Raw genomic sequence first — 1360 nt, 5'->3', positions numbered from 1 at the left:
GAGCAAAAGCGCAACACGCAGGTGTAGGTGTCGAGGCCGGCGTTCTTGCCACGCACCACATCCACGCCCAGGTGCCCGACGTTCAGTGCGGCCACCTTGACGATGTTGCGCAGCCAGGCTTCATAAGGCACTTCGAAACCGGCCTTGACCCGGTGTTTGACGATCAGGGTCACCACCTCATCAGGCCCGGGACTTGCCGGCTCACGGCGATTGGATTCAGACATAACGCAAGGCTCCGGCGAAACGGACATTGAGCGCCAGCCGTCCCGGCCCGGCGATGAAAATGCTGGTGAAGACAATCAGCAACAGCCAGCCGAACTGGCCTTCGAAAAGTGTCCACTCTGGATGCACGATCAACATCGACACCCACAGCAGAAACAGAATAGGCAAACATGCCAGACGCGCCAGCAACCCGCCGACGATCAGCAGCGGGCACACGACCTCGGCGAAAATCGCCAGCACCAGCGTCAGGTTCGCGCCCAGGTGGAAAGGGTCTTCGATGTTTTGCAACTCGGCACTGTAGTGCAGCAGCTTGGGCAAACCGTGCACCCACAACAGGAACAGCCCGCCGCTGACCCGCAGAAACAGCAGCCCCCAGTCTTGCGCCCGATCATCGCGTCGCGAAGCGTCCATGGCCTACCCACACAAATGAAAAACTACCGGCGTCGATGCACCGGGACTGGATTCGATAGTGCCGGGACGGGGGGAGGAAAAATTGAATGTACGTGCTCTGTTTGCGGGAAGACCGAGATCGACCAAACGACATAGAACCCTGTKGGAGCGAGCTTGCTCCCACAGGGTTATTTGTTGTTGCTTCTACCGGGTTATTCCTGCGGGTCGAGATTATCCAGCGCCCGGTTCACCGCCAGCTCGCCCAACATGATGATCTGCGCAATCCCCAGCAGCGCGTTGCGATGAGGGCTTTGCAAAAACCCCGCAAGGTCACTGGCCATGATGCTGGCCGAGGCCAGGGATTCGCAGGCGTGGGCCAAAAGCGTTTCAGTGTTGATGCCGGGGGCGATGACAAACAGGGGGCTGGGGTTGCGCGGCGGTGCCGGGTCTTTCGGAGGATTGAGGTAGTGATCCAGTGCGCGGTCGACGGCCTCGTGGAGCTTTTTGGAGTCGAGCGAATCGTAGGGGGAAACGTCGTCGGATTGTGGGGGATTCGGGGTTGGTTTGCACATGGTCAAGCTCCTTTATACCTGGTGAAACCACCAAAACCCGTCGCTAAACAAGTAAGGGTGGCAGCTGTACGCAGGTTAGCGAACCGGGAGGTATAAGACCCGGCAGACCCGAAGGTCTCCCGCGCACAGCCACCATGTCGAAAATTGCAAACACACGAATATGTGCAATAGAGACT

The 1360-nt window shown here is 58.7% G+C and carries 2 protein-coding genes and 1 pseudogene; all 3 read right to left on the bottom strand.

The features are described 5' to 3' along the window. Window positions 1-224 (bottom strand): annotated as a pseudogene (locus ACXRVY_RS29380) (antibiotic biosynthesis monooxygenase); the annotation flags it as partial. Next, complete coding sequence (locus ACXRVY_RS29375; RefSeq protein ID WP_223463066.1) at window positions 217-633, bottom strand: DoxX family protein; 417 nt, start codon at window positions 631-633, stop codon at window positions 217-219. The pseudogene ACXRVY_RS29380 and the gene ACXRVY_RS29375, both read right to left, overlap by 8 nt. Window positions 634-824: 191 nt before the next feature. After that, window positions 825-1184: a DUF6124 family protein gene (locus tag ACXRVY_RS29370; RefSeq protein ID WP_223463067.1), complete on the bottom strand. Its 360-nt coding sequence runs from the start codon at window positions 1182-1184 to the stop codon at window positions 825-827. Between the last annotated feature and the right edge of the window lie 176 nt (window positions 1185-1360).

The sequence above is a fragment of the Pseudomonas sp. P5_A2_2 genome, from assembly GCF_054177685.1.
The sequence above is the reverse complement of the archived record's forward strand: the minus strand, read 5'-3'. Positions and strand labels throughout refer to the sequence as shown.

Coding starts and splice junctions, on each gene's coding strand:
- ACXRVY_RS29375 (WP_223463066.1), bottom strand. CDS start 633: ATGGACGCTTCGCGACGCGATGATCGGGCGCAAGACTGGGGGCTGCTG.
- ACXRVY_RS29370 (WP_223463067.1), bottom strand. CDS start 1,184: ATGTGCAAACCAACCCCGAATCCCCCACAATCCGACGACGTTTCCCCC.